This window comes from Faecalicatena contorta (genome assembly GCF_001404335.1).
Classification (GTDB): domain Bacteria; phylum Bacillota; class Clostridia; order Lachnospirales; family Lachnospiraceae; genus Faecalicatena; species Faecalicatena contortus_B.
The window spans coordinates 23,838-46,301 of the sequence record NZ_CYZU01000019.1; the positions used below are offsets into that span (position 1 = coordinate 23,838).

Here is a 22,464-nt window from a genome sequence, read left to right on the forward strand (position 1 = left end):
CTCATAAAGTCTTATAAGGAAGAATAAAACTCTACATACTTTTTCTTCATTACATCAGTATTGTAAATGGTCAGTACGTCCTGATATGCTTGCTCTGGAAGGCTACTGGGGAATTCTTTTATTGCAGCCTTAATTCTATCTGCATATTCTTCAGCATATTCACAAATATAACCGTTTACACCATCATTAATAACACTTTTATTACCCATTGTGTTACTTACCAAAATAAGTTTCTTAATAAACATATTCTCGATAAGACTCATTGCAATTGCTTCTCCAAGGCTACAAAGGATGAACGCATCTGCACCTTTTGCCATCGCAAGAGCCTCTTTTCTAGGCTTCCAACCTGTGATTTCCATATTAGGAGCGGTAAGCTCATTTTCAAGTTCGCCATTACCAATCCATATAAATCTTGCTTCTGGTACAAGTTCTGCAATCCTATTGAACAGCGCAGGTTGCTTTTGTTTACAAGCCCGTCCTAAAGTAAACACTGTGAATTTCTCATTTTTAACCGGGTCAATACCATCAAGTGAAGTTGATAAATCTGTTAAGTTAATACCCGTTTCAACGTATGCTGTTCTCTTAGAAAACCGCTTTGCTTCTTCATCTTCGCTTTCACAGCAGGTCAGAGTAAGAGCTCTATTCCCAAGAATTTTCTCAGCAGTTTTATACGCAATGCTCTTCTTGCCAGGTCCCATAAGAATGTGCGCATACCCATGTGGTGTGTATACAACAGTATTACTTTTCCCATTGTATGCTAGTCTTCCCAAACCACCTGCAATTGAAGAATGAAGATGAATCACATCAGGTTTTACCTTTTTCTCAATTGCTCTTAATTCTTTAATCACTGCAATATCATTTTTAATACTTGTAAGTCCTTTACCCCCTAAATATTTCATCTCAATTAAATGAACCTTGGGATCAAGAAATTCTTTATAGTTTTTAGGCGTCTGGGGTCTAAGCGAATATGCCAGATAGACATCAAAACTATCAACCATATCATTGCAGAGTTGAGAAACATAAGAAAAAACTCCACCTCCGAATGCTTCACAAACCATTAGTATCTTTTTCATTTACTTTACTTCTCCCTCTACACACTCCAACGCAGACACAATTATAGTCTCCGTGTCGTAATATTTATATTCGATAAGACGACCACTCAAAATGATCATCTCCTCTGCATCTTTTAGTTCTTTATTTCCCGCAATATTCTGACGTTTGTCGATTACAAGAACTGATTTTCCCGTAGCTTTAGCTTGCTGATCAAATACTGCTCTATTGCTTTTTCAGAAGAAGGGGAAACACAATATACAGTCGCGTCAAATTTATCCACATTCCTTTTGGCTGATTTTTTTATTGAGTTCCTTATTTTAAAGATAAGGTGTTTGTAGCTGAAACTTATATAAGGATCGCCTGTATGCATTATACTTTTGCATTAAGTTGATGATCAGATTTAAAAAGTAATAAGTATATTTGAGAGAAGTAAAATACTGCTATAGTTTTTGTAGTAACTAAAAGCTTACTAAAATGTACTTTGTCCTCCAAATAATTGTTATTATTTTGAGTTTAAATTCCCTAAACCGCCCCCTTCTGCCCCAGCACAATCAATACCGTCCGCCAAATAATCTTAAAATCCATCATCAGCGTCCATTCTGTTATGTACTTAGCATCCAAAGCCACAACTTCCTCAAAGTCCACAATATCACTTCGGCCACTCACCTGCCACATCCCAGTCAGCCCCGGTCTCATAGCCAGCCGCTTCCTGTGACGCACTTCATACTGTTCATACTCATCCACCGTTGGAGGCCGTGTGCCTACAAGGCTCATGTCCCCCTTCAGAACGTTCCAGAACTGCGGAAGTTCATCGATACTGCTTTTCCTTAAAAAGTGTCCGATGGGGATGATCCGCGGATCGTTGTCCATCTTGAACATAAAGCCGCTCATCTTGTTCTGTTCCATCAGTTCTTTTTTCCGCGCCTCTGCATCAGGGTACATGGTACGGAATTTGTAAATCTTAAACCGTCTTCCGTTTCTCCCTACTCTTTCCTGAGAAAAGAAAACCGGTCCTGGTGACTGCTTCTTAATAATCGGAGCAAATATGATAAATGCAATCCCGGTTATTATCAGTCCTACCAAACCTCCTGCAACATCCATCAGCCGTTTGAAGAACAACTGCCTCGGCGTCGCGAACTTCATACTGGAAGACAAGACCATATAACTTGCAAATCTCTGGATTCTTTTGTTTTCAACCTGCTCTGTAAATCGAGCCAGGTTTACATGGGATACCAAGCCCATGCCCACGAATATGCTCATCAGCCTTTCGGCGTCTTTTTCCTGCCCGGGCAGGTCTATGAACACTTCGTCTATGATGCTGTCTTGTATGTATTTGATGATATGGTCTTTATCGGCCACTACGGGTACATATTTGATACTGGTTCCAACCTGGTCGGCTGTGTCATACAGCGCGCAAGCGGTCAGCTGGTAATCTCTGTATGGCTGAAGCAGACCTTCGATTGTTTCCTCAATCCGCGCTGAGGTAGATATGATCAGCACTTTTCTTCTGGCTTTCTTACCGCTTATCCGCATGCGTATGATCCGCTTCCAGAATAATCTTTCCACAATCATAAAGCACATGCTCATAGGGCACATGGATAAAACTATTGCCCTTGAATAGGAACTGGATTCTTTAAATATGAACATCCATATAATAAGCCCTACTGTGACAAACCCACAGTGTAATATTGACTGCTTTATCTCCGCCATGTAACCGCGGCGTATGATATTTTCATAACTGTTTATAAAGAATACTGCCAGCAGGCTTACAAACACGATGGCCCAAATCATACTCTGATACTGATCGCTCAGACCGCCCTCTGGAAAACCGTTTCTTATTAAATAAGAAATGAAAAATGCAACCTCAAGGCACACAATGTCCAATATCGTAAAGTCTAAATGTTTAGCCCAGCCCTTTACAATATTCTGATACATGCTTCTCCCCCATCCTCATACTACTTAACGGATACTAATCGGTTTCTCATTCCATATACGGTATCACTCTTCGTTTCCATAGTTTCCGTAGTACTTGCCGTAATATCTTCCGTAGTATCTTCCATAATATTGGTTCAGCTTCATATCAACCTTGTTCAGTACAACTCCTAAGATCGGGCATTCTGATTTTTCCAGCTGCTTTTTAACATTTTTGGCAAACTTGTAACTAATTGCCTGAGATGCAATTACCATCACAGCAGCATCGCATTGTTTTGCTATGATCGCGCTGTCAATTACACTTCCAAGTGGCGGTGCATCTATAATAATATAATCATAAACTTTTCTGGCGCTGCTGATTAAGTTTTCGAAGCGTTTATGTCCCAGCAGCTCTGCGGGATTAGGCGGTACCACACCTGCAAACATAACAACAAGGCCGGCCTTTTGCGTCTTGTACATGATATCACCGACCTCAGCCTGCCCGGCCAGAAAATGAGATAATCCTTTCATTGCTCCTGTTAACTTTTGACGGCCGGCAAGAACTGACTTTCTAAGATCCGCATCTATAAACAGCACTTTTTTTCCTGCCTCTGCCAAAGAACTGGATACAGAAAGGGATACTGTGCTTTTTCCTTCATTCGGCGTACAGCTTGTAAATACTATAACCTTATTGTCTGCTCCGGAAAACTCAATGTTAGTACGGAGGGTTTTATACGCCTCATTACTCCTGAAATCCTTATCCATGCCTTTCAGCACTATTTCCTGCATTCCACTTATCCTCCTCTGCCCCTGGCTCCCGGTTGCAACTCTGTCTGTTACTTCAAGGGTGTATTAACTTTCTGTTTTACTATTTATCTTTCTAAGCATGGATGCCGCATTATTGAAAAATATTTTTCTCATGTACGGCTCTCCGTATTTTTTCTTTACATATGCGGCTGCCTTTTCCATTCTGGGAGATCTGCTCTCAGAGTGGTGTGCATCCGAACCCACACCAAACACCATATCCTGGTCCATCAGATCCCTTACAAACTGTCTTGCCTTTCTCCCGGAATCCCCAGTTATGCTACCCGAGTTAATCTGTATATTAACCCCCATGTTCCAGATATGCTCTGTTAACTCAAACTTATCAAGCAGGCAAAGATATCTCTCCGCATGTGCGAGAATCACTTCATATCCAGCTGACTGTATCTGCTGCAGTCCTTGTTTGATATAGGAAAAATTATCTGCAGGCGAAAACTCAACCATGACCTGATTTCTTCTGTTCATTGTGAGTATCTCACCACGCCTGATCTTTTCAGGAACATCCTGTCCAAAATATATTTCCGTACCAAGATAGATCCGGAATTTATCATCAATGTTCTGTGCGGCTTTACGGACTAAAGTTAGTTTCTTTCTTAATACGTCAGGATGCTCGTGTCCTCTGCGGGGATGGTAATGGGGAGTCGCAATCATACAACGGATGCCTTCATCATAAGCAATGTGCAGCATCTTCTCTGTCTCCTCCATATTGGCAGCCCCATCATCTACTCCAGGAAGGATATGGCAGTGCATGTCAATATATCTTTCCATCAGGCTGGCCTCCTAGTCATTCCTGTGACTTTCTATCTATATATCTGTACTATGCATTAAAACATAGTATTACACCTTTTTCTTTTACCAGATACAACATTTAGTTTATCGCTTACTTTCCCATTTGTCAAGAAATCTGTAGAATTTGTACTAACATTGCGTTTTATTGTCATATTATGCAAATTACCAGAAAGCCCGCAAATACGCCACAATTCAATTTATAAACTTCGCTTTTTTATAATTAATTGATACAAAGTGCACAAATAACAGACTTTATCACAAAATGCAGAGCAGACTCGCACACTTCTCTATGTGTCTGCCGCTTTTTTTGCAGAAATCGCTTTTTTATATGCCACCGTAATTACACTCTGTAAATGTGCTTCTTTTTGTAACTTATTGGAATTGCCCGCTTTTCGGGTATATACCTTATGGCGGCGTTTGCATCCCCCCGGAGGGTTTTGTATAATAGGAAAGTACTAAGCAATTTCTTATTATACAAAAAAATCTCTTTCTGGCAATTACTGTCAGAAAGAGATTTGATTTGCTTATTCTCATTTGTTGTTTTATAAGTACAAATTATTTGTTATAAGCTTTTTTTCTGTTCAGGCCGTAAGCTCCAGCTGCTGCTGCCATTGCTAATACGCCTAATGCAAGAACGAGTGAAGACTCGCCTGTCTTTGGTGATGTTCCAGTTGCTGTTCCATTACCGCTGTTTGTTAATGTGCTGTTGTCAACAACGATTGCTACTGGTGATAAGCTGTCGAAAGTACCTGTGATAACGCCGTCGCCAACGCTTCCTGTTACGTTCTTCCAGCTGCCGTCAAAGTGAAGCACTGCTGCTTTTGTGTTTGATGTTGCTCCTGCTAACGGGAAGCTGATTGTCAGCGGGCCATTAGCGAAATCCCAATCCGGTGCTGTCAGATCAAATGATGTTACCAGTGTTCCGTTCGGAATAACTGCTGTGATGTCTGCAGCGCTTGGTGTCTGTGTTGCAGCGGCAAATGTTACAGTAACCGGATTGCCGTCCTTGTCTGTGGCTTTTGTACCACTCTGGAAATTAGCTGACGGGCTTCCTGCAGCAAATACACCCATGGTCATAGTAAGAAGCATTACAGCCGATACTAAAACCCCCACTAATTTCTTCATTCTACTTTTTTTCATGACTAGTCCCTCCTAAGTAAAATAATAAAATTCTAGTTCATTTCCATATTGTATCACATATCCTTAATTTTGTAAAAGGTTTTGACTACCATTTTTTGTAATTCGTCCTCATTTGTATAAAATTCGTCATGTTCTGCACCTGCCCGTTCTTCTCCGGGAATCGTCTGTATTTCGCCGGACATCTCATAATTGGATAACGCCATAATCTCATCCGCGCTCATATCCGTCGTGAAATAAGGGTTCGCTCCTGTCATGAGTTTGGCATATAGCTCTGTATCCCTCTGGGATGCATCCTTTAACTGTGACATCAGCGCCATGACAAACTGTGTTTGCCGCTCCATTCGGTCATTGTTGCTTCCTGTAACGTTGATATCCCGGTAACGTACATACTTTTCTGCCTGTTCTCCCGTCAGAGTGAGGGTTTTTCCCTGCTCAAAGACAGGATCTACATAAGTATAATCCTTGGGAACCGTAATCTCAACTCCTCCCAGCAGATCATTCACTGTAGAGATTCCGTCAATGCTCATTGCAATGGATGCACTGATCGGAACACCGTACATCAGGTTTGATACTGCCTTCTTCATCAGCCAGGCACTCTTCTTCTCACCATCTCCGTATGCATACTGGAGCGCAATCTGCATTTTCTGTGTCGTTAAGTACTCTCCTTTTTCAGAATATACGTCTACATTCGTCATTGTATTTCTGGAAATTTGGAAAAGCTGGACCGTCTTCTCTTTCTCATTAAGCGCCATCAGTATAATGCTGTCTGCCTGACCGCCGTCTCCCATGAACTGAGCATAGTCCATATCACCCTTTTTATCCACCCCCAGAAATACCACCGCCTTAATATCCCGGTTGTATTCATATGCCTGTCCCTGGTAGGTTATATTCTTTGAATCTGATTTGGTCTCACCTTGCGAGGATGAAGCGGACTTTTTAGAAGGCACCTGCGCCTTTTCCTGTCTGGACTTCATAAAGAATAATGTGCCCGCAATTATCACGAGAATGATCACTGCGATAACACCCACGATCAAACCTGTATTCTTCTTCCCATGCCCTGTAGGCTTATTCCCGGTATGACCTGAACCATCCGAACTTCTTTTATTATTGTGCTTCATATTCATACTCATCTGTCAGTACAGCTCCTACTAAATACCTGTTATCCGGTCTGTCGCCAATACAGGTGCTCATTGTAATAATACGGCTTTCCGGCCCCACCTGCACATTGTCATTAAAATTGCTTCCTAACTCCCGGACTGCTTTCAGCGAATCCAGATAAGCCTGCTTCTGATGATTCATCGTAAAATCAAAGGACAGCAGAATATGTCTGTCGTCATAAACAACTGCCTCAAAAACCTCATATGTGAGCTTCTTCTCCTGTGTGTATATATACACTTTTGAGTGTTCCTGAAAATACGTTGGGTCTTCATAATTATGTAAATTCTGGAACATGGAGCCGTCCAGCATGTCGTGTCCGTAAATTACAGTATTAAAATCAGAAAAATCTTTTGCATTCAGATTCTCCGTATAGATTGATCCCGGCAGGCCCGCCTGCCCGTCTATTGTGTTGTCCAGATAATACGTGTTATCCGTAGCACTCTGTACGATCGGATAATTGATGTTCGTATCCGGGATGGAGATCCATGCGTAAATATCGGGATTAGTCTCCTGTAACTGTTTAAAATCTATCGGATTCGGTTCTTTCGGGGCCTCCGAACTTTTTGGTTCCTCTGTTTCTTTTTCCGGTTCCAGGTTCACCTGTTTCTGAACCTCATCGTAAGCGTTACTTCTTTTGTCCTGTCCTGCAAAATAATAAATGATATAACCAATGCATGCTGCCGCAATCAAAACCAGAACTACGGTTAAGGCTGCTTTTGTACTTTTTTTCAACTTCTGAAACCTTCTTTCTTATTTCTTATGAGCCTGCGAAGAGCCTGACTTTCTTTTTTTCTTTTTCTTCTCCCCGCCATATTTGCTCATGCGCTGTTTCTTTGTTGAAGATTCTCCTGCCTCCAGCGGAATTACCGCCAATGTATTCATATTAAGATACTTTCTTACATCATCCTCTGTCTTAATGGAATCATCCAGCAACAGCAGAACGATAATAATTGCTATTGCAAGCAGTGCCGCAAGCAATCCGCCTATTGCCACGTTCTTCTTCAAAACAGGGCTGGAGGGGTACTCTGAAATGACAGCTTCCTCCACGATGCTTGGCTTGTCCGTACTCATGACTTCTGCAACTCTGTCAGCGGTTGCATTCGCCATTGCGTTGGCGATGTCTTTTGCCAGTTCCGCATCCGGATTCTCCACACTGATTTTCAAGATACGGGTGTCTGCAGGATTGGATATAGAAATAGTCTTCACCAGGTCTTCATAAGTCGTATCCAGGTTCAGCTCCTCGATTACATTTTCCACAACAGGCCTGCTTGTAGCCAGCGTCTCAAAGTCAACCGTGAGCTGTGTCCCCATCTGTATATCCGCCAGAGATGTCACACTGGTTGTCTTCGTTAGAATATAGATCATAGATGAAGAAGTATATTGCGGCACCATCAGGAACTTGGTCGCGGCACCTGCAATCACTGCTCCGGCAGCCAGGCAGAGTATAATCAGCCATGCTTTCCGCCAAAGCGCGTGAATTATCTCTAGTAAATCAATCTCTATTTCATCATCTCGTAATTGCTCTTCCATTATAAAAATCTCCCTCTTTAATCGCTAGAATCTGTTTTATTCTAGCACAGGAGACGACAAAACACAACTGGGAATGACAAAAAATGCCGGGATTTGGAGAAGGATGTGAGTGATGCCTGCTGCGAAGAGAAGCGTGGCAGGCCAGGTTCATCCGGCAGGCCGGTTAGGGCTTATTCTCAGGGGATTGATTACTGTTGAAAAATTGAATCCTCTTTTACGATTTTCCTTACCGGGAACTGCACCTCTGAGAGCCATTCTGATTCTGTTTCTTTGTTCCATACTCCGTCTATATAGGATTCCCTTGGGCTGCCACAGATTTCATAGCCGTTTTCTTCTATAAATCTTATGACCGCGGCGTATGCTTCCGGGAATCTTTCATATGAACCTTTGTGCAGTACGCATGCGGCAGTTTGTACTTCTGGTATTACTTTGAACTGAACTAGTTCTGAGTCAGGTTTTTCTTCGGTGACTGCTTCACATATTTCTGCGTCTATGTCTTCTTCTCTGTGTTCTCCGTCATGGTAGATGGTGAAGCAGTATTCCGGCTCTGCACAGACGCACCCCAGACGTTCCATTTCTTTTCCCATGGCGGGCATGACATCAAACATGGCACCGTAGTCCGGCAGGCGTTTTTTCATGTATGCGACGGTTACCTCAGGTATCTTTTTAATGAGGACATGGTAATTCGTATTTATATTTTCAGAAGATAAGTAACATTCTACCTGTGCCAGTTTGGCAGTTTTCTCTGCAATCTCGGCCAGGAGCTGGCGTTTTTTTGCCCGCAGTAATTCTTCCTCTGATTCACCTCTCTGTATCCCTTTGATTTCTTCCAGGGAAAATCCCATGTTCCGAAGCACCAGTATCTGGTGTATGACAGGCAGCTGGCCGGCTGTATAATAGCGGTAGCCCGTTGCAGTATCTACACTGACCGGTTTTAACAGGCCCTGCTCGTCATAATAGCGCAGTGTTTTTACGGTTACGTGGTTCATGCTGGCAAACATGCCGATTCTATATAATTTGAAGGGTTCCTTTATATCGCAGATGTGCTCTTTTTTCATGGTTGTCCGCCTTTCCTAATACAGGGTCTCTGGAGTTACTATTCACGGACCATAGGCTGTGAATAGCACCCCTTTGGAGACCCTGCACAATAAAGTTTTTAACATATGCTGTTTTTCAATAGTAAGTTACTCCCACCGGAATGTCAATTTAGATAGAACACAGCAGATAACGGTAATAGTTACCATCAGAAGAACTGTGCCGCTGATATTTTCAACCGCACCACCCATTGATACCTGCTTCATCAGCTTGATTCCCTGCGTCAGCGGCAGGATGGACGCCACATTCTGCAGTCCTTTTGGAAATAGTTCAAAGGGAATTGTTGCACCTGATAAAAATAACATAGGAAAATATACTGCTGTGGTTATTACGTTTGCCGCCTTTACCGTTTTACACAAGCCCGCAATTAGCATTCCGACACTGTACATAGCAGCCATTACCAGCAGATAGGATGCCAGAAACAAAAGTACATTTCCCTTCATCCGATATCCGAATACCACTACGGAAACCAGTGAAACCGCAGCGCATGAGACAAGTGCTGTTACCACGCCGCATACGACCACTGCTCCCAGAAGCATCATTGGGCTGCAGGGTGTCACGAAAAAGTGTTTCAGGATCTTTTTATCGCGGTAATCTGCAATTGTCAGTGGTATTCCCATAAATGCGCTGGCGCAGATACCTACCGCGGTCAGCGATGCAAATGCGCTTTCAAGATACGTAAGGCTTCCTCCTGATCCGGCAGTTTTGTTTCCTGCAATTACGGCAATCAGCACCAATACTCCTACCGGCATGGCAACGCCGAAGATCAGGCCGTCGGGGCAGCGCAGTCCCAGCTTTTGTTCTATTTTATATAAGGTTCCAAATTGTCTCATGCCAATTCCTCCTCTCCCATATACCACAGATACGCATCTTCCAAATTGTCATATGGACTCGTCTGGATGATTTCTTCCACTGTCCCCTCTGCGATCTTCTTTCCCGCTTTTATCAGCATGATCCTGTCACACAAACTTTCTGCTTCTTCCATATAATGTGTGGTCAGAAATATCGTCATACCGTTTTCCTTTAATTCCCTGAGAGACTGCCAGACTTCCCTGCGCGCAGCAGTATCCAGCCCGGTTGTCAGCTCATCCAGAAATACCAGTTCAGGATCCGGCATTAACGCAAGCACTACCGACAGTTTCTGGCGCTCTCCCCCCGATAACTTGTCCACTGGCTGTTTACGCCGTTCCCACAGCTTAAACCTGCGCAGCAGATCACAATAATCCGCCGGATTACGGTAGAGTACGGATAGCTCTTCGCATATCTCCTCAACCCGAATGTTGTTCTGAAAGTTAGAGGACTGCAGCTGAACCCCTACTTTATGAAAGAGCTCTTTCCGTTTCTTTCCCGGCTCCATTCCCAGTAGTTCCACCTGTCCTCCATCCGCTTTTTTTAAACCCAGGATGGCCTCAATTGTCGTACTTTTTCCAGCCCCGTTGGGTCCAAGCAGCCCGAAGACCTCACGGCTGTATACCTGAAATGACAGATTGTCAACCACGGTTCTGTCCCCAAACTTTTTTGTTAAATGTTCTGCTTTCATACATGTTCTCATCTCTCTGCTCCTCCTTACAAATTCATCCTACAGTCTCCCGTAAGGGAAGAGTCAAGATGTTTTTTATATTTCTGAATCCTATTTCTGAATCATGCAGAATATAACAAAGTGTGCAAGCCCCTCACTCATGAGGGGCTTGCACACTTTGGCACCGCCGCGATGCCGCTTTGCGGCTATATACCTTATCGCGGCGTGTGCATCCCCCGGAGGGTTTTTATGATATAGGAAATTCCAAAGGAATTTCCTATATCATAAAAAAATGCCCTGCTGAAAACATCTAAAAAATGTTTCGGGCAGAGCAGTTTCTTCTTATTATAATGGATATAAATTTAACAACTTTTAAGTATAAAGATCTTATCACCATATGCGATGTAATTTTATAACACTTTAATTATTTAGAGCGGATATATATTTAGCCGCTTAATCTTTCCATTTTCATCCGTTTTCTCCAGAAAAGCGGTTACCGGCAGTATTGTATCTCCATACTGAATAAAGTACCACACCTGATTGTCCCCATTGTATTTGACACTGTATATTTTGAATGGTCCTCCATTGAATCCAAACTTATGGTGAAACATCATTTCTACGGCCATTTTCCCTTCCAGATGCATCGTATCGCTTCCAATCTTTATTAAGGAAGCATCGTGAAGCACCCCGTACTCATTAAACAGGTCGGCTAGCCCCACATTATCACCACGCTGCATACAGTCCATATATTGTTCTAAAATTCTCATCACTTTCTCTCCCTTCTAAAAACGCTCTGAACGCAATAATGCATCAATTCCGCCGTCTACAAATAAGATAATTCCATTGATCCCGCTGGCCAGCGGCGAAGCAAGGAATAACATGCCGTTTGCAATTTCCTGTGCATCCAGAAATTCTTTTCTTCCATACCGCGTTGGAATCGGAATCAAAAGCGCCGCATCCCGCTGTGCATCAGTCATTCCCTGTGTCATCGGAGTCGTTGTGTTGCCGGGGGCAACCGCATTTATACGCAGACCGTCCACTGCCCACGCAGGAGATACTCTCCTTACCCACCTGGCCAGAGCATGCTTGGAAGAGCTATAGGCGGATGGAGCCATTGTACGCGGTATATCTGCCGCCATCTCCAATATCCGTTCTTCGTCCATGACGTTTGACATCATGTCTACCCAGTCACACCGGACCGTATGATTTGTCACCGAATTTGAAGAGGTCATAACACAGCTCCCGTTCTTTTTCTTCAGCAGTGGGCGCAGTCCCTCTGCAATCTCAATTCCCGCAAAGAAATTCAGACTGAATATCAGCTTAGGCGGTGCAGTGGGCCCCACGCCGGCATTGCAGAACAGCCCGTCAATCCCATCCGGATAGCGTAGTTTTACTGTCTCAATTGCATTCTGGCGTTCTTCACTTTTAGAAAGATCTGCCAGGAAATCTCCCTCTTTTAAGTCAATATTAAAAACCTCATGGCCCTGCTCCAGCAATGTCGTCCTTACAGCAGCCCCGATACCTGTTGTTCCTCCTGTAATAATATAAACACTCATAATAAACCTCCCTTTTCAAAAGTGTATTCCAAAACTGTACATTTACATTACCACGCAATAAATATACTGTCAATTTAAATAATATTTTAACAATAGTCTGATAAATTTTAAACATACTTTTATTTTCATCAAAAAGATTCATAAAAACACTTGACACCACAAACTGATACTAATATAATTACAGTATAAACTGTAACTATCAGTATTACATTTATATTCACAGCACTGCGCAGAAAACAAAAAAGATAAAAATCAGGAGGTGCCAAAGATGAGTCAACTCACTTTAACAAGCAATAATTTTCAGGAGCATACAAATCAGAATACAACCCCCATAATTGTGGAATTCTGGGCGCCATGGTGCGGTTACTGCCGCCGTCTGGGCCCCGTAATCGACCAGCTGGAAGAAGACCTCCAGGGTACAGTGGCAATCGGAAAAGTCAATCTGGATGACGAGCCGGAACTAGCGGAAAAGTTCGATGTGGACACGATCCCCTCCCTGTTAATGTTCAAGGACGGCCAGCACAGTGAACTGCTTGTTAATCCGGGCTCGAAAGCAGAGATACAAAAGTGGATAAAGGAGGTATAGAGGATGAAAGAGAAGGAATATGATGTTGTGATTGTGGGCGGCGGCCCCGGCGGTTATACCGCGGCCCTGTACGCCGCCAGGAGCGGATTTTCCGTTCTGGTACTGGAGAAGCTTTCTCCGGGCGGACAGATGGCGACTACCGAACAGATCGATAATTATCCGGGATTTGAAGACGGTATAGATGGCTACACACTGGCCACAAAGATGAAAAAGGGCGCAGACAGATTCGGTGTGGAAACCGCTTTTGCCCAGGTAGATGAAATGGAACTCACCTCCAATCCCAAAAAACTTATCACCTCAGAAGGAGAAGTTCTTGGACGCACTGTGATTCTGGCAATGGGCGCCTCTCCGCGCGAACTGGATGTCCCCGGAGAGCAGGAGATGCGCGGACATGGCGTCGCTTACTGTGCGGCATGCGATGGGATGATGTATAAGAATAAGACCGTGGTAATCGCAGGCGGAGGAAATACTGCGGCTGCAGACGCTATTCTGCTCTCTAAAATCTGCAAAGAAGTACATCTGGTTCACCGTAGGGACCAGCTCCGTGCATCACGGATCTATATCGAGCCGCTGAACAACAGCAATATCATTTTCCACTGGAACACACGGATAACCGGCGTTCTTCACGAAAAGAAAGTCATCGGAGCCAAACTGGAGGATGTCAATACAAAAGAAGTGTCCTACCTTCCCTGTGACGGGATCTTCGTGGCAGTTGGCAGAGTTCCTGATACAGCCATTCTGGAGGGACAGGTTACGCTGGATTCCCACGGCTATATTCAGGCCGATGAGACAACACGCACAAATATTCCCGGCGTATTTGCGGTCGGAGATGTCCGTACAAAACCCATGCGTCAGATTATAACAGCAGCATCTGATGGCGCTGTAGCCTCTAAATACGCGGAAGAATTTCTAAGTGGAATGTAGAAAATTGTTTAAAAAATAGGTCTGATGGATAAATAATCTACTGAAAGAACCAAATTTTTGAAAATAGTTTCACAAAGACTCACTAACAGAGCGAAATGGGCAGGAACAAATATAACTGAAGGGTGATAACATGACAGGAGAATTTACAATCGCGGTGCACGCACTGGTCTTTCTGGACCATAAGAAGGAAACGCTCTCCAGTGAAGAGCTGGCAGCCAACATCTGCACAAATCCGGTCCGGGTCAGAAAAGTGATGGCAAGGCTGAAAAAATATAATTTACTCGATACCAAAGAAGGCCTGAGGGGCGGCTATAGAATTGCCAGGAATCCAGAGGATATCAATCTGAAACAAATTTGTGATGCTCTGCAGATGGATATTGTAAAGCCCTCCTGGCATTCCGGAAATATTGATATGCCTTGTTTGGTCGCATCCGGAATGGCCGGAGTCATGGATGGAATCTATGGCAGTCTAAATAAAATCGGAAAACAATATCTGGAGAGTGTTACAATAAAAGACATTGAGGAGCAGATTTTCGGAAAGGCAGATTAAACCAGAGGAAACTTGAATATGGCAGACTCCTGTTGAAAAGTCTATATAAGGGTAACAGCTCAGTTTGTTGTAGCTGTTACCCTTAAGAGTGTATCATCAACTGGATACACTCTTATTACGGGGTTTATATCCCCTGCTCTTCTTTGCCTCATACATGCGTTTATCCGCAAGTTCCATCAATCCACTGCAGTCACTGCCGTCCTCCGGATAGAATGCGTATCCCGCAGACAGTCGCACAGGAATCGAGATCTGTCCGTTGATCTCTACAATGCTTTGGCTTACAGTCTTCTGCACCGCATTGATATAATCTTCCAATTCCGCCCTGTCTTTCGCGCCATAAATAAGCAGGGCAAATTCGTCTCCCCCCAGTCTGCTCACAACTTTCTTTCCGGCCGGGCAGGAGAGCAGTACATCAGCTATTCCCTGCAGGTAGTCATCTCCGCCAGCATGGCCATACTGATCGTTTACCTTTTTTAGTCCGTCGGCATCGGCAAGAAACAGCACTGCTTGGCCGCATTCCTGCTTTCCGCTCATGATTCCTTCAAACCTGCTGTAGAAAGCCCGGCGGTTATATAAACCGGTCAGAAAATCCCGGTCTCTTTCATATACAATATGGTGCTTTTCAACCATGTCTTCCGTCACATCCAGAATAACCCCCAAAGTGCCATTCTCGTAAGGAATGGAATCCATTCGGATATACCGTTCTTCTTCCCAGGGAAGTCGGTAAATCCCCCGTTCTGCTTCCTCCGGGCATCGTCGGATCTCTTCCAGTTTTGCTTCAAACAGCCCATGGTCTGACAGAATCTTCTCAGTTTCTTCCGAAGACAGACAGAGAATGCTTCTTATCCCACTCGTAGCCATCACCCGCTTCATATTCAGCCGATACTCATAGATCCCCACCGGAATCTTCACAATATCCAGCACTGCTGATAATTTATTCGGCATATCCAGCAGGCTTTCTATCATCTCATTAATCTGTTCGCTCAGTTCGGCAAATTCCGGCGTCGTATTTACGCTCACCAGGGTATCCAGGTCACCTCCGGTAATCACACGCAGTTTCTGATTGACCGAAGAAATCCCCCGCACTATATATCTGTCCAGATACCTTGAAATTGCTGCAATAATAATCACGCCCAGCAGCGCAAGATACAAGGACAGCATAAGCGTATTTTTAGATATATTCCGGTACATTGTGCTCTCGGGACAGATCCGCCCAAGTATTACGGAACCCGTGCGCGAGAACAAACAGTAACTCTTTTCCCCGTCAAACTCCGTCCGGAATCCCTCTTCTCCATCCGCCAGAGCCTCCCCTTTTATCCCCAGTTCTTTGACATCTCTGTTAATATAATTGCTGTCTGTAGATCCCAGCACTTTATGGGTATCAGGATCTATCGCACAGATTACATTTCCCTCATCCGCAGTAACAATTGAAAATATATAGGAAAGCTCATTTCTTTTCATAGCCTCTACAACACGGTCGGGTTCCATTCCAATCTGCACAATCCCTTTGCCGTCTTCCTGCCAGACAGCCGCATACTGCATAAGCTTGCTCTCTGCCGTATTCGGGGTTATCTCCTGGCAGAGCTCAAGAGAACGGTCCTCCAGCATTGGAAGAAAAAACTGCATCTGCTCCCCGGAATTAAAATTCATCCCAAAATATTTAGGCTGCGACCCCGCATACAAGTTTCCCTCCGTATCAAATATGTGAAACTCATCGATCTGAAGCAGCTTAGCAATCTTCTCCAGTTCCGGCTGATTCCCAATAATCTCCGGCCGGTTCTGCATGATATAAGCAGCGGCCTTTGCATTAATGAGGCAGTTCCTCGCAAAATCTGCTTTGATCTGTTCGACGTCCTTTTCATTCTGCACCAATATCTGATTAATCTGCCAGAATAAATTCTCAGATTCCGTCCTCATAGACTTTTCCGCCAGATTAACCTGAAGCAGAACATTCAGCAGCAGAGAGAAAAGCATGGCCGCCGATATGATCAAACATAATTTCTTCCGGATCTGATACTTCATACTGTTCCCCCTCCATCCAACTTTACTACTACATTATACCATATAACTGAAACACTGCATCCAAAATTTAAAATCTGGTTTTAGTCGGCAGGCTTTTACCTTGTCGTTGGTTGTAGATGCTTAATGACAGAGAGGACGGGGGGACACTGGGGCTGGCTATGCCTGTGCGGGGATACACTTTTTTGGGCCCACCTAAGGAACGAGTCCTTTCCCTGCCGGTCTTTTACACCAGCTCCATAAAAGGATAGCCGAAAGCCCCCATTAGAACCTCTCTGTCATGAAATAATCGGAAAACGGATCTTAATAATTCTCGGTGTAAAATAGCCTGAAAAATGGAGTGACTTTTGGATAACGAATCCAAAAACAGCTGCCCCATCACAAGAAATTATCGTATTTCTCGTAATGGGGCAGCTGTTTCCCGCCTAGAATTATTTAGGTCCGTGTCCACGATTTTTGCATAACAGTGATGTTCTTACTAAGGGCAGTTCTCCCTTCATGAGACATCACCATCCGCGCTGGGCCGAAGCTCGGACTACTTCTTTCGCCCCCTCATTTTCCACCATATTGCCAATACGATTGCTACCGTTGCAACTATAATCAATATAAGCACTGCCGTAAGGGGGGAGGAATCTCCGGTCAATGTACCCGCCTTCTGGCTGTATCCATTTTTGCCTGAGTTTCCTGAGTTGTTTTGTTCTCCCGGCACAGGAAATTCACCTGCTTTTTTTACTTCCTTGTCCGTCAGCACGTAGCTGGAGCAGTGTGACAATTCAAATGTTGCATAACCGTCCACTACGACTATGTTCTTCTGCACCGGCTCTATTTCTTTTTTATCTGGATTATAATAGTAAAGATACAGTTTCCGGCCATCTGTAAAATGGTTTCCGACATATACTTTTATCTCTGCTCTCCCCGGAAGGCTGCCATTATGTGAGAAGTCCATAAGCAGCTTCTCTGCCTCTTTTTCCATTAAGTTTTCTATATCCTGATTCCTGACGTCTGATTTAATGTTGAAATTAACGGTTATATTCTCATTGGTGATCTGATCTCCTCTGAAAGTGAATGAGTATAAAAGTCTCCCGCCGTTTTTAAATGCAAATGTTAAGGACTTATCTTTATCTTTCAGCGCCTGGAATATGGCTTTTTGATCTTCCGCTGTTACCTCCGTCCTGTTTTCAATAATCAACGTCACCTCTGAGGCCTGGCCATTTTCCAACTCTTTTACCACGTCTGCTGCGTTGTTAAATACAGCGCCTAAAGATGGGTTGTCTGGGGTACCCGGATTGTCCGGTGTGCCTGGGCTGTCTGGAGTGTTCGGAGTCTCTGGAGTATCCGGAATGTCCGGAGTGTCCGGAGTGTCCGGAGTGTCTGGAGTGTCTGGAATGTCTGGAGTATCCGGTGTGTCCGGCACTACAGGCTCCCCACCACTTTTGTTTATTGTGACAGACATATTCTGTAAATCTTCTGCTTCAATTTTCCGGATTGTGTGGCTCTGATCCACGGATTTTACAGATACAGGCTGTATGCTAATCTGATCCTCCCCTGGCTCGGTGCTTACATTTACGGTTCCGATTATTACGCTTTTGCTCTTATCCTGAAACAAGGGGTTTGCGTCAGACAGAAAAATGTGTACTTCGCCTTTGTCTGGCCTGTATGTATAGGATGTGATACGGTAGGCCTGAGCCGTGCCTTCATTAAACTCAACGGCTGCATCGGTAATTTTCTGGCCTGTATCTACTATCTGCATAGTAAGTTGTAATGTTGTTACGGCGTTCTCAAACATCTCTTCATCCGGCGTAAATATAAGCTCTGCACCTACCTGGCTTTCGTCTGCCTTCCACTGTATGAGGTCACTGTTTTTATTTTCCCCGGCAGACACCGTAACACAGCATCCGAATAGTGCAAGCAGAAGCAGCGGCACTAGTCTTTTTATTTTTTTCATTTTGTCCCCTCCTACTTGTTATCCTGAATTGTAATTTCCGGCAGTACTTCCGGCAATATTACCGGAAGTGTATCGCTTACCAGACGTTCACCCTCATTGGTATGCGCATCATCCACGCGGTAAAGTTCTGCCCTGACGCTTACGGGTACATTTCCCATACTTACAAGTGTCTCCAGATCCTGAGGCTCAATATAGTAAATCCAGGTTCCTGAAGAAATCTCTCCCAGTTCTCCTTTATCGGGCACTTCTGCAAAGATAAGCTGTGTGCCTTCCACAATCTCGCCTTTTTCATTATAGAGCTTCACAGCGTTATAGGCAGGATTCCCTTTGTATTCTCCTGTAAATATGAGAGAACCCGCAGGTATTTTTCCATGATCACTGCTCTTATCATAGTGATAATCTGACTTCAGAATTCCGATCCCCTGCTCCGGCAGATCTACATTATCTCCTGCCGGGCCCAAAATATCAATCTCTGATATTTCGGCCTTTTTCTGTCCTTTTACCACAAACTTTAGGAAGGACGCATCATACGTATACATCCATGTGTCATTCTCTTTGCTGAAATAAACAAGCGCAGTTCCCTTATCATAGGATAAGCTTCCTGATTTTGCCAGTGTCCACTCAATGCCATCGCTGCTTACATATACTTCATACTGTTTCACTGCACCCGCGCTGCCCACCGGAGCTGTAATCTTCATGCCGGCTGCCGCAAGTGTTTCCTGGAAATGAATGACAAGCTCCGGATTTCCTGCAGACGTCCCTGTATAGCTGTCACTGTAATCATCATTATAAATCTTTCCAATCGCTGAAATAGTTTCCGGTTCGGGATTATCATCGGATCCCTCTTCCTTCATGTCGTCTGGGGAGGCCATATTTGTTGTTACCGACCAGCCTGACTTAGAGACACTTCCGTCATGAGAAATCTTAATTGGATTAAGCACCGCCTTTTCTGTTATGTTAAGCAGCTTGTCGTATGCCACTACTTCATATGTAAATACCCTGTTGTTAACGGTTGCTATTGTATCTGTATATTCCGTAACACCGTTGTGTGCCTCTGCAAACCCAATCACCGTACCATTACGGTATATCTCGTATCCAAGCATTGCATCCTGATCCTGCGCCGTATTGGACATCTTAAGAGTTATCTGTCTGGAGTTGTTTTCGTGCTGCATCTCTACATTTACGATACTGCCGGAAGCTGCATCTGACTTGCCTTCGGCCCTGTAAGCCCTGGCTTCATCCGTAATATAGCAAATATTTCTTGTCTCTTCCGGGAAGAGCGCCGCATATGCCCTAGTCGTATCGTCCGGAATCATTCCCCACTTTTCAAAGAAGGAAAGCAGATTCTTCTGTGCCGCCGCGCAAGCCAGCCGCATCAATTTATTATCCTTATCTGCCCCGTCAAGTGACAGGCCGTTTGGTGCAATCGAGGTATTTCTTGCATAAGCATCCACTCTCGCAAAGAACAGGTTGTTAAATTGATCGGTATAGTTATCATATGTCTTATAATTATAGCCATTATCATATGCCAGGTGCAGCTGCCAGTACATGGCAAGGCTGGTGAACACGCTGGGGGCCTTCCCTTTGGTGCCGGATGTCACTTTGTCATAAACGTCGGCATACTTAAATCTTACTTTTTCATTGGTCTCATCTGCCTGTGCCAGAATCGAGAAGTAATTGTTCGTGATCTCGGCAATCGCATAATCCGGCTGGTTGATTATATGCCCTATCTCATGGGCAATGCCCCAGCCAAACAGATGGCCGCTCACATATTTCCCATTGTCGCTGACAATGGGCTGAGATGCTGCAAGTCCCGGAATACTTTCCCATTCGATCCCGATATGAAGCCCGCCCGCATACATGAAGGCTCCTGCGAACATTCTCATATATCGGATATTCAGCCTGCTCACCGGCAAGCTATTGCTTGTGCCATATTCCTCGGGCACTTCCTGATCTGTGAGCCCCTTATGCTGATAAAAGAGTGCAACCATTTGTTCCATTGCTTCCAGAGACTGATACAGCGCCTCTGTCTGGCTCTCCACTGTCACTGTTTGGCCATTTAACGCAGCACTGCGGTTTATTCCGGCAAGAATCTGCTCGGCCGAAACAGAATACATGACCTGATCCAGCACGATCTCCGTAGCTCCCAGTATACAGTTCTCCTTCTGGAATTCATAATCACAGTGGCTTACTTCCTTTCCAAGATGCAGGCTGTTATGCTGTTCTTTTATCTTTGGAACATAGGCATTGAGCTCTTGCACATAAGCTGAAACTGCGGCACGCCGCTCATCTTCAGAAGACATTTTGGATATATCCAGCATCGGAATCTTTATTCCGCCGCTCACCCGGATCTGTATGTTCAGATTCCTGTTGCTGCCGGTAAACTCAACGTACAGGCTACCGCCATGCTCTGTATCCAGGCTGCTGATCTTCGGCATCGTGACGATGTTCTGTCCCTGCTTAAGATTCGATACAACGACTTTACTCCAGTTCCCGGATTCTGCATGGTACTGAGTCGCGATAAGCCGGACCTGGGTATTAGATCCAATTGCGGCGTTTTCCCGGCCCACATATATTGCCAGTTCTTCTCCCTCATGGGCTGTGATACCAAGAGGCTGCCAGGAATTCAGACCCGAGGCTATTTTAAGTACATTATCTTTTGACTTAATAATCCCTGTATCTACCTTGATTGGGTCTGATATCTTTTTGTCATCCAGGATCTTTCTCGCATTTTCAATCTCTCTTAACAGAATCTGGCGCCTTGGATGATACTCACCACTGACCTCATCCTTTGTATTTGTACGATCTTCAAGTTTATCGATCATGTCTGCCGTGACACCATCTGCCAGTGTCACGTGCAGGGAATCGTCATAAAGGGCCTCTATCTCATCGTCCAAACTGTCATAGTAATAAAACTTCAGCTCAGAAATAGATAAGCTGTTATTTCCGGCCCAGTATTGTGCAAGGTTTACCTGCACTTTTTTGGCGGTAAACGGTTTGTCAAACCACAACTCATAATATACCTTGCCATTACTGCTTGTTTTCGCAGTAAGGAAACCATCAATCATATTCACTGCCCCGTTCTCATCCCAATAGCGGGTCTTCGCATAGGCATACTGTCCCACCTGCCCTGCATCCGGTACCACAGTAATACGGTTCATCTCATATAATTGGTCAAATTCTACAATAGGGGAAGGCTTTCCGCTGTTGTATCCACCCCCGTCCCAAGAAGGAAGCATCCATGATGTGGTATAGTCATTATCCACAACAGCCATTTCAGTATCCGGTTTGTTCCTCGGATATTCTACCTTTACAATATGCTCGGTTGCATTGCCGACTCCGTTATCTGTATTAATCAATTTGTAATTGGAAGTAATGGCCGGGTCAATATCCATTGTAGCACCTGTATAAGACTTTGAAAAATTGCTTGTCCCACACTCATTTGCAGCGGTAAGGCAAACTTCATATGTCGTCTTATTTTCCAATTCTGTGAGCCGCCAGCTTGTTTTTTTAATATTATCAACTTTCTGATATTCGCTTTCTCCCTTCACCCGGTAATAAAGCGTATAATAATCCGCGTCCTCCATCTTTTTCCATGAAATATCCAACTAACGGTATCCGCCGGTTACGCTTATATTTTCAGGTGCGGAGGGCGCTTTATCTGCGACCGGCACCGCGTCCACAGCCTCACTGTAACCACTGCTCCATTCTCCATTTACGGACTGTACTCTTACCTTATATATCTCTTTATTTTTCAGCTTTTCATTGCCGAATGATGTCACAGCCAGCCGGTTCACCGTTGTCGGTATCACGATGCTCTTTCCTTCATATGTAATCTCAACCTCATACCCGGTTACATTCTGCTGT

19 protein-coding genes and 1 pseudogene are annotated in these 22,464 nt (G+C 44.2%); 3 read left to right on the plus strand and 17 right to left on the minus strand.

The genetic code is table 11. The features are described 5' to 3' along the window. Positions 1-11: 11 nt before the first annotated feature. From ARB69_RS11135 to ARB69_RS11195, 13 genes are all read right to left on the minus strand, one after another. Complete coding sequence (locus tag ARB69_RS11135) at positions 12-1,073, minus strand: glycosyltransferase (RefSeq protein ID WP_055153138.1); 1,062 nt, start codon at positions 1,071-1,073, stop codon at positions 12-14. 502 nt (positions 1,074-1,575) lie between these two features. After that, positions 1,576-2,988, minus strand: a complete 1,413-nt coding sequence (locus ARB69_RS11140) for a sugar transferase (protein WP_050642006.1) — start codon at positions 2,986-2,988, stop codon at positions 1,576-1,578. 63 nt (positions 2,989-3,051) lie between these two features. Further along, a complete protein-coding gene (locus tag ARB69_RS11145; protein ID WP_055153140.1) occupies positions 3,052-3,753 on the minus strand; it encodes a polysaccharide biosynthesis tyrosine autokinase in 702 nt (233 codons plus the stop codon). A 63-nt stretch (positions 3,754-3,816) separates the two neighbouring features. Then, positions 3,817-4,554, minus strand: a complete 738-nt coding sequence (locus ARB69_RS11150; protein WP_055153142.1) for a CpsB/CapC family capsule biosynthesis tyrosine phosphatase — start codon at positions 4,552-4,554, stop codon at positions 3,817-3,819. Positions 4,555-5,130: 576 nt separating this feature from the next. Beyond that, positions 5,131-5,715 carry an LPXTG cell wall anchor domain-containing protein gene (locus ARB69_RS11155; RefSeq protein ID WP_050642009.1) on the minus strand — a complete coding sequence of 195 codons (585 nt, stop codon included), beginning with the start codon at positions 5,713-5,715 and terminating at the stop codon, positions 5,131-5,133. A 53-nt stretch (positions 5,716-5,768) separates the two neighbouring features. After that, positions 5,769-6,845, minus strand: coding sequence for an LCP family protein (locus tag ARB69_RS11160; protein WP_055153144.1), 1,077 nt, complete (start codon positions 6,843-6,845; stop codon positions 5,769-5,771). Beyond that, entirely contained in the window at positions 6,820-7,605 is a 786-nt protein-coding gene (srtB, locus tag ARB69_RS11165; RefSeq protein ID WP_055153146.1) for a class B sortase, read from the minus strand. Before srtB ends, ARB69_RS11160 begins: the two co-directional genes overlap by 26 nt. Before the next feature lie 18 nt (positions 7,606-7,623). After that, complete coding sequence (locus ARB69_RS11170; protein ID WP_050642012.1) at positions 7,624-8,403, minus strand: YveK family protein; 780 nt, start codon at positions 8,401-8,403, stop codon at positions 7,624-7,626. A gap of 188 nt (positions 8,404-8,591) precedes the next feature. Continuing rightward, positions 8,592-9,461 carry a MerR family transcriptional regulator gene (locus ARB69_RS11175; RefSeq protein WP_055153148.1) on the minus strand — a complete coding sequence of 290 codons (870 nt, stop codon included), beginning with the start codon at positions 9,459-9,461 and terminating at the stop codon, positions 8,592-8,594. A 126-nt stretch (positions 9,462-9,587) separates the two neighbouring features. Beyond that, the gene (locus ARB69_RS11180) at positions 9,588-10,331 is read right to left on the minus strand and encodes an ABC transporter permease (protein ID WP_050642014.1); all 744 of its coding nucleotides are present in this window, start codon (positions 10,329-10,331) and stop codon (positions 9,588-9,590) included. After that, entirely contained in the window at positions 10,328-11,050 is a 723-nt protein-coding gene (locus ARB69_RS11185; RefSeq protein WP_050642015.1) for an ABC transporter ATP-binding protein, read from the minus strand. Before ARB69_RS11185 ends, ARB69_RS11180 begins: the two co-directional genes overlap by 4 nt. Before the next feature lie 395 nt (positions 11,051-11,445). Beyond that, complete coding sequence (locus ARB69_RS11190) at positions 11,446-11,784, minus strand: hypothetical protein (protein WP_050642016.1); 339 nt, start codon at positions 11,782-11,784, stop codon at positions 11,446-11,448. Between the two features lie 15 nt (positions 11,785-11,799). Next, positions 11,800-12,573, minus strand: coding sequence for an SDR family oxidoreductase (locus tag ARB69_RS11195; RefSeq protein ID WP_055153150.1), 774 nt, complete (start codon positions 12,571-12,573; stop codon positions 11,800-11,802). Positions 12,574-12,841: 268 nt separating this feature from the next. On the opposite strand from ARB69_RS11195, the gene trxA reads away from it, so the two are divergent. From trxA to ARB69_RS11210, 3 genes are all read left to right on the plus strand, one after another. After that, positions 12,842-13,159: a thioredoxin gene (trxA, locus tag ARB69_RS11200; protein WP_050642018.1), complete on the plus strand. Its 318-nt coding sequence runs from the start codon at positions 12,842-12,844 to the stop codon at positions 13,157-13,159. 3 nt (positions 13,160-13,162) lie between these two features. Beyond that, entirely contained in the window at positions 13,163-14,083 is a 921-nt protein-coding gene (trxB, locus tag ARB69_RS11205; RefSeq protein WP_050642019.1) for a thioredoxin-disulfide reductase, read from the plus strand. A 130-nt stretch (positions 14,084-14,213) separates the two neighbouring features. After that, positions 14,214-14,633 (plus strand): RrF2 family transcriptional regulator, encoded by a 420-nt coding sequence (locus ARB69_RS11210; RefSeq protein ID WP_050642020.1) that lies wholly within the window; start codon positions 14,214-14,216, stop codon positions 14,631-14,633. 96 nt (positions 14,634-14,729) lie between these two features. Here the strand turns inward: ARB69_RS11210 and ARB69_RS11215 are convergent, their stop codons facing one another. The 4 genes and pseudogenes from ARB69_RS11215 to ARB69_RS11230 form a co-directional block, all read right to left on the minus strand. Next, on the minus strand, positions 14,730-16,655 hold the full coding sequence (locus ARB69_RS11215; protein WP_055153152.1) for a GGDEF domain-containing protein: 1,926 nt from the start codon (positions 16,653-16,655) through the stop codon (positions 14,730-14,732). Positions 16,656-17,187: 532 nt separating this feature from the next. Next, positions 17,188-18,597: a hypothetical protein gene (locus ARB69_RS27675; protein WP_055153154.1), complete on the minus strand. Its 1,410-nt coding sequence runs from the start codon at positions 18,595-18,597 to the stop codon at positions 17,188-17,190. An 11-nt stretch (positions 18,598-18,608) separates the two neighbouring features. Continuing rightward, positions 18,609-22,205 carry a M60 family metallopeptidase gene (locus ARB69_RS11225; RefSeq protein ID WP_055153156.1) on the minus strand — a complete coding sequence of 1,199 codons (3,597 nt, stop codon included), beginning with the start codon at positions 22,203-22,205 and terminating at the stop codon, positions 18,609-18,611. Then, positions 22,206-22,451: pseudogene (locus ARB69_RS11230) on the minus strand (hypothetical protein); the annotation flags it as partial. Positions 22,452-22,464: the final 13 nt, after the last annotated feature.

Coding starts and splice junctions, on each gene's coding strand:
- ARB69_RS11155 (WP_050642009.1), bottom strand. CDS start 5,715: ATGAAAAAAAGTAGAATGAAGAAATTAGTGGGGGTTTTAGTATCGGCT.
- ARB69_RS11150 (WP_055153142.1), bottom strand. CDS start 4,554: ATGGAAAGATATATTGACATGCACTGCCATATCCTTCCTGGAGTAGAT.
- ARB69_RS11145 (WP_055153140.1), bottom strand. CDS start 3,753: ATGCAGGAAATAGTGCTGAAAGGCATGGATAAGGATTTCAGGAGTAAT.
- ARB69_RS27675 (WP_055153154.1), bottom strand. CDS start 18,597: ATGAAAAAAATAAAAAGACTAGTGCCGCTGCTTCTGCTTGCACTATTC.
- ARB69_RS11190 (WP_050642016.1), bottom strand. CDS start 11,784: ATGAGAATTTTAGAACAATATATGGACTGTATGCAGCGTGGTGATAAT.
- ARB69_RS11140 (WP_050642006.1), bottom strand. CDS start 2,988: ATGTATCAGAATATTGTAAAGGGCTGGGCTAAACATTTAGACTTTACG.
- trxB (WP_050642019.1), top strand. CDS start 13,163: ATGAAAGAGAAGGAATATGATGTTGTGATTGTGGGCGGCGGCCCCGGC.
- trxA (WP_050642018.1), top strand. CDS start 12,842: ATGAGTCAACTCACTTTAACAAGCAATAATTTTCAGGAGCATACAAAT.
- ARB69_RS11215 (WP_055153152.1), bottom strand. CDS start 16,655: ATGAAGTATCAGATCCGGAAGAAATTATGTTTGATCATATCGGCGGCC.
- ARB69_RS11135 (WP_055153138.1), bottom strand. CDS start 1,073: ATGAAAAAGATACTAATGGTTTGTGAAGCATTCGGAGGTGGAGTTTTT.
- ARB69_RS11180 (WP_050642014.1), bottom strand. CDS start 10,331: ATGAGACAATTTGGAACCTTATATAAAATAGAACAAAAGCTGGGACTG.
- ARB69_RS11185 (WP_050642015.1), bottom strand. CDS start 11,050: ATGAGAACATGTATGAAAGCAGAACATTTAACAAAAAAGTTTGGGGAC.
- ARB69_RS11175 (WP_055153148.1), bottom strand. CDS start 9,461: ATGAAAAAAGAGCACATCTGCGATATAAAGGAACCCTTCAAATTATAT.
- ARB69_RS11160 (WP_055153144.1), bottom strand. CDS start 6,845: ATGAGTATGAATATGAAGCACAATAATAAAAGAAGTTCGGATGGTTCA.
- ARB69_RS11210 (WP_050642020.1), top strand. CDS start 14,214: ATGACAGGAGAATTTACAATCGCGGTGCACGCACTGGTCTTTCTGGAC.
- ARB69_RS11195 (WP_055153150.1), bottom strand. CDS start 12,573: ATGAGTGTTTATATTATTACAGGAGGAACAACAGGTATCGGGGCTGCT.
- ARB69_RS11170 (WP_050642012.1), bottom strand. CDS start 8,403: ATGGAAGAGCAATTACGAGATGATGAAATAGAGATTGATTTACTAGAG.